The following is a 7,579-nucleotide window of genomic DNA, read 5'->3' as shown; positions in this document are numbered from 1 at the left end:
GTTTAGGGAATCTGTAGGGGCGGGTTTAGGGAATCTGTAGGGGCGGGTTTAGGGAATCTGTAGGGGCGGGTTTAGGGAATCTGTAGGGGCGGGTTTAGGGAATCTGTAGGGGCGGGTTTAGGGAATCTGTAGGGGCGGGTTTAGGGACTAAAGTCCGCTATTCACCGATAAATGGACAACAAAACCCGCCCTACCCACCGATAAATGGACAACAAAACCCGCCCTACCCACCGATCAATGGACAACAAAACCCGCCCTACCCACCGATCAATGAACAACAAAACCCGCCCTACCCACCGATAAATTAACAATAAAACCAATGGGGTATTGGGACTGGGATAACGATAATCATTAAAAATCATTAAACCTGCTTTTACACAATCAAACCTGAAAACTATTTCGATTTATGTCTACCAAATGTATCCTAGTCATTGACGATGAACCCAATCTTTGTTTAGTAATCCAAGCTTGCCTGGAAACGATTGGCAACTGGCAAGTAATCACGGCTGAATCCGGCAAGAAAGGACTACACTTAGCCCAAACAGAACAACCTGATGCGATTCTCTTGGACGTAATGATGCCGGATATGGATGGGTTAACCCTATTGAAAGAGTTGCAAAACTCTCCCAGCACTCAAAACATCCCCGTAATTTTACTCACGGCAAAAGTGTTTAACAACGACATCACTCAATTTAATCAGTTAGGTATTGTTGGAGTTATTCCTAAACCCTTTGACCCAATGACGCTAACTAAGGAAGTAACTAAAGTTTTGGGCTGGTCATAATGTAAGTATGTGGACACAACAAAAGTTAACGGTAGAGATCGTCATTTGTCTTATGTCTTATGTCTGATGTCATTCGTAAAGGTTTGAGGACTACTCACCCTTAGAAAAAGCCGGCTGATTCATAGAGACGGCGGAGAACAGCCATAATCCGATCGCCATACTTCAAGTTAGCTGACCACCGTCCGCTCAACTGCTGGACAAGGGGTGCAATCCCACGAGTGACAAAGCGAAACCGGGGACTCACCACTTCTTGTACCAAGGGTTCTAAACTAGCGTAGGCTTTTAATTGTTGAATATGAGCGCGAACGCCTAATCGGGCGCTGGGGAATGTCGCCCCCTCCGGATCACCCCCGACTGATCCTAAACCGCCAAAGTTATTTTGACTAGGTTTCAAGTCGCCACCAAAACGGAGGAAATTTGTTTCCACCATGGCTTGAGAAAACGCAATATCATAATTCACCCCTTCAATGGCGGCTTCTTCCCGGTAAAGCTTGGGTAAGTCGGGAAACTGAGCCAGGGCGTCTTCATTATTGGCTTTGAGGAACATCATTAACTGTACTTCTGACGTATTCCCATGTGCCATAATCCGGTCAAGTTGACCCGGACAAATTTGTAAAATTGAGCGCAAAATTACCGTGCGCGTCGCTGCATCCCAACCGACAGAGACATCATAATCTCGCAATTCAATCGCTTTCACGTAAACCACTCCTCGATACTGAAGGCGGCGAATTCCTGGGACTGTGCTTAAATCGATACCCAAGCGATCGGCTAAGTCAATCGGAATATAGGCATTGTTATTAACAATAATGCCTTGCTCTCCATAGGTTTGATTATTAATCTTGATATTAATCGAAGGATAGGTAACATCCGTTCCATTTCCTCCCGGTTCCGTTCCCGAAACCGCTCGACTCCAAGCCGCTAGTCCATCCGCAATTCCTAACGCCATCTCGCGGCGGCGATTTTGAATAATAAACCGATCCTCTGGATTGGTAAGATAGCCAACCTCCATCAGCAGCGAAGGAAGGATGGTATCGCGGGTAAACGCCAGAAACCCCATCCCTGTCGCCGTATCCGGCTTCGCGCCTCGGTTGGGCAATTGGGGAAGACGTCGCAGCAGTGCGAGGAGGATCAGTTCCGCATGATTTTTGCGTTCAGTGTTATTGGCGATGTAGTAAACCGCCGTCCCTCGGACACTGGGATTGGGGGAAGAACCTGCATGAATTTCCAGCGCCACATCGCCGGGACGATAACGCGCATTAATCCATTGGATCGATTCAGTGGAACTCAAATCATCGGGGACAGAGAGAACCTCAAAGCCACGCGATCGCAACTCCGGGACAATCTGATCCCGCAGCAGAATCATCTGTTGAGCTTCCGTTGTACCGCCTGCGATCGCCCCTAGATCGCGTCCCCCTTGTTCAATTCCTCCGTGTCCGGCAGAAATAAAGATTCGTCCCATTAGTTACTTGTCCTCAGCACTGATCATTCGCACTCACTGCCATTAATCCAGAATAAGGATTTCGCCGTCTTTCGGCTAGTGCATGAGCGTATCAGTTTTTGTTCGCCAGATCCCCGACTTCTTCAAGAAGTCGGGGATCTATGTAGCTCACTTACACAGAAAACGCTGTAACTAACCATCTCCCCCAGCTTCCCCAGCTTACTTTTGCTCTCATGCACCATCTCTAGGAACCGGGGATAGTGTTACCATCTGTCATAATAAGTTAAATGTGGTTTTCATCTAGGCGATCGGCTATGGCTAAACGCAAAAAGCACAATCTCCAATGGATCAAGGAAACCCTAGAGCTAAAAGAAGACCACAACTGGACTTCTAAGCCAGGACATCGGATCTTCGTAGCAGGGCGAGGAGCATTGCGCTTTGATGTTCCCGAAGATTGGCATTTTGAACCGGATACCAAATCGTTTCGGTTTCTGGACAACAAACCGCCAAATGATGATTGTCGCTTAGAAGCGTCCTATAATCTACTGCCCCCAGGCGACTGGGCTGAATTTCCCCTGGTTTCTTTATTAAAGCGAGTGGTTCGAGATGATGAGCGGAATATAACGGAGAAGGGCGAAATTATTGAACTAAAGCGCCAAACCGCCCGCATCGTTTGGACTCAATTCAAATTTATTGACCCTAACGAAAACCGCGACGCCTATTCCCGCATTTGTATTGGGTTAGGTTCTGGCGTTCAATGTTTGATTACATTTGACTACTGGGTAGATGATGCAGAGCGTCTGAACCCTGTATGGGACACGGTGATGGACTCTTTAGTGCTAGGGTTATTTATCCGCGATCCCAGAACCGGATTCGCCTTCCCCGATTAGTTCCTGCTTTTGATATCTTTCAGATCCCCGACTTCTTGAAGAAGTCGGGGATCTTAGCCAGGGATCTTACTCATCCAGCAACAGTCGTTTGAAACCAACGCTATTGGGCAAATCACCATCTGTTAAAAACTGTTCATAGGTTAACTCTCCTTCGCTCTGCGCTCTGAGCAACTCTGTCTTAGGTAACGTTCCTTTGCGTAACCCAGCATATTCCAAATAACTGGAAAATTCCCATTCTTCAGCCTGCTGCACCAGTCCAGCTTTCACGGGATTAAGATGAATATAGCGACACAGATGAATCAAATACTCGGTTTGGTCAACATGGATACTGTGGAACTGATCAGTTATCCCAGATCCCCGACTTCTCAAAGAAGTCGGGGATCTTACCCAAAATTCGTCTAGTCCCACTTTGAGTTTGGGTTGAGGTGCAGAACAACCCAACTTTGGTCAAAGATCAATTCCCTTTCTTCTGGACTATCCACTGAGGCGACTTCTGCTTGACCCAAAATTTGTCGATAGAGTTCTAGTAGCCGAACCGATCGCTTACTATTGAGGAGGCGATCTCGTATGGTTCTCAAATGTTCGGGTTCATCCTGAGATTCCCAATTCTACGCCCATTGGTGACAAGTTAAGCTTGGACGCTAGTTGTCAAGGGAGGTTTGAGAGAATATATTCAGAATTAAGTTCCCGTCTAATTTACGCGAACGCCTTGGTGTAAGGTTAAGAGGTCGTTATAGTCCATAAGAGAAAAGCTTGACATCATCATTTATAAGTTATGATTTATGACGTTTTCTATCACCTCGCCCCCGCTCAATTTCATCCCTAAGTTCCTTGAGTTCTTTCAGATTCAACTTCTTGGTATAACAATTATGGTTATCCCCCAACACCATCTTGCTATAGCTCTGTAAACTCTCAATCCAAGGAAACTCAGTCATCCGGAAACGCCACGACACTCCCGGAAGCGGCGGTAAGTTTAACGCCTCTCGCACCACCAAACGACCAATGGTAAATGCACTGGTATTAGGGTCCCAGGTATCACCTTGCAGGTCCAGATCCCAGGTTCCAATCAAATGAAAAACCTTGCGCGAACTCTTCAATTTAATAATCCACTGCACACTAAACCGATGAGTCCGAAAAATCTGGTCTTCCTGGGCTAACGATAGCTCCAAGATAGACGTATCCCTATCAGAAAATGAATTGGCATCCAGAGCCAATCGAATCGCCGCCAGGTTGTCAAGAGTAATCAACAGATTGTGACGGGGATTGTGTTGATTCAGTAGATACCAGGTTCCTACAGCACCGGGCGCGTCTCGTTCGACGGACAAAAGCACGATGGATTCATCAGCCGAATAGGTACGCTCAAGAACCAGAAACGTTGGTTGGAACGTTGCTGGTTTCTGAAAGATGCGGCGAATCCACCGAGTCAGCCATCGAAACCATTGTCGTAAACTCTGTTGCTTCACTGATGTCGCGTTCTCAGGGGGGATATGTTAAAACTTCTCATCGACAATGGCTTGATCCGAAGTGCTTGATCCGAAGTGCTAGTTCCATGATGGAGATAGGGACAGGACTTACGCACACTCTTCTATATGTAGGGTGGGCAATGCCCACCTACCACTATAAATAAGGTTTGAATACTCAAATTGCCTAAGTCCTGAGGGAAACTAGCTTAACCCATCCCCACCCATAGTTATGGGTTAACTCAGAATTCTCTAACCCTTCGGACGTTCCACCGGAGGAGTCTCTACAACCCCTGCTCCCCCTGCTCCCCCTGCTCCCCCTGCTCCCCCTGCTCCCCCTGCTTCCCCTGCTCCCCCTGCTTCCCCTGCTCCCCCTGCTTCCCCATATCCCCCATCGTTCGCATTCCCTGACACCTCATCCCTCAATCGATCAATTCTGAGTTAAAGTGAATTCTGAACTGACAATTTTTCCCAATCATCAGGTCAGTGTATGAACTCGTTAGTTGGTAAAACCCTACAGGGTGGCAAATACACTCTAGAGCAAGAACTAGGACGAGGGGGCTTTGGCATCACCTATAAAGCCACCCATCACTATTTAGGTCAGGTGGTGGTGATTAAAACCCTAGACGAGTCCATGCATCGTAACCCCGACTGCTCTCGGTTTCAGCGCCTATTCCAGGATGAAGCACGACGGCTCGCCTTGTGTACCCATGCCAATATTGTCCGAGTCAGTGACTTCTTTGTGGAAGCAGGGTGGCCCTACATGGTAATGGACTATGTAGACGGTCAGACCTTACAAGAGATTTTACATCCCGGCAAACCCCTCAGTGAAGCCACCGCCATTCATTACATCCGCCAAATTGGGGACGCCTTAACCGTAGTCCATCAAAAAGGTTTACTCCACCGAGATATTAAACCTGCCAATATCATCCGACGAGAAGGAACACATCAAGTTGTCCTCATCGACTTTGGCATTGCCCGGGAATTTAGCCTGAACACAACCCAAACCCACACTAACATGCTCTCTGAGGGCTATGCTCCCTTAGAACAGTATTTAATCAAAGAAAAACGCACCCCAGCCTCTGATGTTTACGGTTTAGCCGCCACCCTCTATACCCTGCTAACTGCCCAAATCCCCACACCAGCAGTGATCCGGGAACGCCAACCTATGCCAGCTCCCCGTGACCTCCAACCCCAACTCAGTGCGGCTGTGAATCAAGCTGTAATGCGCGGAATGGCAATTGAGGCGCGTTATCGCCCTTCATCGGTAGCAGAATGGCTATCCCTGTTACCGGATGTATCCTTTGAATCCAACCAGGAATTCGCCTCCAATCCTGTATCCACAACCAACGAAGCCACTGTTGCGTTAACCCCCCCACAGGCAAGTATCCATCAGCGAGAGTCCCAGCCTACTCAATATACGCCTTGGCATCGGCGCTTAGGTGTTTCTCCCGTTTTACTGGGAATGAGTGCTGTTATTGCTACAGGTTTAGTCGGACTGGGGACAATTTGGTATCAGTCTCACAATCTCTCGACCCCACCAGCGGCTGAACCCTCATCCCCAGAGGAACCTCTAAACTCTGATACTGAACTTAAAGATAGTGAGGAAACGACTGAACCCAAGCAGGACAAAAATGCCCCGGCTGCGGAGCAGGAACAGAAACCCTCTCGCCGCTCTTTTCCGGGATTCCCTAAAAAATCAAGAGATTCAGTTGAACCTTCTCCCTCACCCACTGCTGAAGACCCTTCATCCACTCCTGGAGAATCATCCTCCTCTGATGAGCAAAAATCGTCAACTTCAACCCCTAAACCTTCACCTAATTCATCCCCAACATCCCCTGCTCAATCTCAACCGCCAGAACCGCCAGCCCCCTCTCCAGAGGTTCCCCAATCGGCTGAGTCATCTGAATCGGTCAGCGAACCCCCGTCTGAGTCTGTTGGCGAACCCATAGAAAACCTGGAAACAGCACCTGCTCCCCCAGAAGCTCCCCTACCGAAAAAACCCCAAACCATTGAGGAAAATAATGATAACGAATGACAAATGACAAATGACAACCAATACGGTTTAGCCCTACATACCACCAGTCCCCAACTTGGATTAGCCATTAGTAATTTTCAGAGTGATCCTCGTGCAGCTACCTGGGATTTGGGACGAGATTTATCGACTCACTTGCATCAGCACTTGAGTGAGTTTTTGCTCCCAAACACTTGGTCAGATTTGGCATTTATTGCCGTCGCCCAAGGACCCGGCAGTTTTACAGGCACTCGTATTGGTGTGGTAACAGCCCGAACGTTGGCACAGCAACTGGATATTCCGTTATTTGCCATTTCCACTCTGGCAGCCGTGGCTTGGTCAGTCATGCTTCCAGGGAAAGAACAGCTAGAAACCTCACACAAAAGAGCGATCGCGCTACAAATGCCTGCTCGACGGGGACAGTTATATACCGCCATCTATCAGCAATCTTCACAGGGTTCCAGTTTGACGCCGCTTGTACCCGATGCAGTGATGACACCCGATATCTGGCAACACGTCCTAGACAATCAAAACCTCCCCTATCAACTCATTGAGGTATCCGTTAATTTAGGAACTTGTGTCACCAGTGTATTAGAGTTGGCTTATGTAGATTGGCAGCAAGGAAAGCGTCCTCACTGGTCTGAGGCGTTACCGTTTTACGGACAGCATCCGGTTGAACAACGGTTGAGCGCAGTCCCCATCTAAAATCATAAGATTTAGATGGGGTTAGCGAAACATTAATAATTTGGCTATATAGCACTACGCAGACACGTTAGGACATAAGTTAATCCCAATAATGACCTGATAACAGGCAAGAGGGCACTGTAGAAATGTCCTAACCTGCTTTAGTAAGGCTATAATACTAACAGGTACGGCGGCATTTATTTGTTCGGCACGACCTACAGGTAGAACCTAGAAAACTTAAGATTATAGGGTTCCAGTAGAGACTATTTGTTACAATAACGCATCTACTGGGTAAAAATCTTAGTGCGT

At 47.8% G+C, this 7,579-nt stretch carries 8 protein-coding genes and 1 pseudogene; 4 read left to right on the top strand and 5 right to left on the bottom strand.

Annotation, left to right across the window (positions count from 1 at the left end):
- Positions 1–406 precede the first annotated feature (406 nt).
- Positions 407–784, top strand: a complete 378-nt coding sequence (locus tag RIE73_RS25315; protein WP_446403806.1) for a response regulator — start codon at positions 407–409, stop codon at positions 782–784.
- Positions 785–884: 100 nt separating this feature from the next.
- On the opposite strand, the gene tftA is transcribed toward RIE73_RS25315, so the two are convergent.
- The gene (gene tftA, locus RIE73_RS25310; protein ID WP_446403805.1) at positions 885–2,243 is read right to left on the bottom strand and encodes a hormogonium tapered terminus morphoprotein TftA; all 1,359 of its coding nucleotides are present in this window, start codon (positions 2,241–2,243) and stop codon (positions 885–887) included.
- A 293-nt stretch (positions 2,244–2,536) separates the two neighbouring features.
- On the opposite strand from tftA, the gene RIE73_RS25305 reads away from it, so the two are divergent.
- Positions 2,537–3,112, top strand: a complete 576-nt coding sequence (locus RIE73_RS25305; RefSeq protein WP_446362103.1) for a hypothetical protein — start codon at positions 2,537–2,539, stop codon at positions 3,110–3,112.
- A gap of 66 nt (positions 3,113–3,178) precedes the next feature.
- On the opposite strand, the gene RIE73_RS25300 is transcribed toward RIE73_RS25305, so the two are convergent.
- The 4 genes and pseudogenes from RIE73_RS25300 to RIE73_RS25285 all read right to left on the bottom strand — a co-directional run bounded on the left by RIE73_RS25300 (position 3,179) and on the right by RIE73_RS25285 (position 4,986).
- On the bottom strand, positions 3,179–3,481 hold the full coding sequence (locus RIE73_RS25300; protein WP_446403804.1) for a hypothetical protein: 303 nt from the start codon (positions 3,479–3,481) through the stop codon (positions 3,179–3,181).
- A gap of 29 nt (positions 3,482–3,510) precedes the next feature.
- Positions 3,511–3,720: pseudogene (locus RIE73_RS25295) on the bottom strand (hypothetical protein); the annotation flags it as partial.
- Between the two features lie 165 nt (positions 3,721–3,885).
- A complete protein-coding gene (locus tag RIE73_RS25290; RefSeq protein WP_446403803.1) occupies positions 3,886–4,575 on the bottom strand; it encodes a hypothetical protein in 690 nt (229 codons plus the stop codon).
- Positions 4,576–4,824: 249 nt separating this feature from the next.
- Positions 4,825–4,986 (bottom strand): hypothetical protein, encoded by a 162-nt coding sequence (locus RIE73_RS25285; protein ID WP_446403802.1) that lies wholly within the window; start codon positions 4,984–4,986, stop codon positions 4,825–4,827.
- A gap of 76 nt (positions 4,987–5,062) precedes the next feature.
- On the opposite strand from RIE73_RS25285, the gene RIE73_RS25280 reads away from it, so the two are divergent.
- Together RIE73_RS25280 and tsaB are read left to right on the top strand one after the other, a co-directional pair.
- Positions 5,063–6,610: a serine/threonine protein kinase gene (locus RIE73_RS25280; RefSeq protein ID WP_446403801.1), complete on the top strand. Its 1,548-nt coding sequence runs from the start codon at positions 5,063–5,065 to the stop codon at positions 6,608–6,610.
- Between the two features lie 3 nt (positions 6,611–6,613).
- The gene (gene tsaB / locus RIE73_RS25275) at positions 6,614–7,291 is read left to right on the top strand and encodes a tRNA (adenosine(37)-N6)-threonylcarbamoyltransferase complex dimerization subunit type 1 TsaB (protein WP_446403800.1); all 678 of its coding nucleotides are present in this window, start codon (positions 6,614–6,616) and stop codon (positions 7,289–7,291) included.
- Positions 7,292–7,579 lie beyond the last annotated feature (288 nt).

Source organism: Coleofasciculus sp. C1-SOL-03 (genome assembly GCF_040220555.1).
GTDB lineage: Bacteria > Cyanobacteriota > Cyanobacteriia > Cyanobacteriales > Coleofasciculaceae > Coleofasciculus.
The sequence above is the reverse complement of the archived record's forward strand: the minus strand, read 5'-3'. Positions and strand labels throughout refer to the sequence as shown.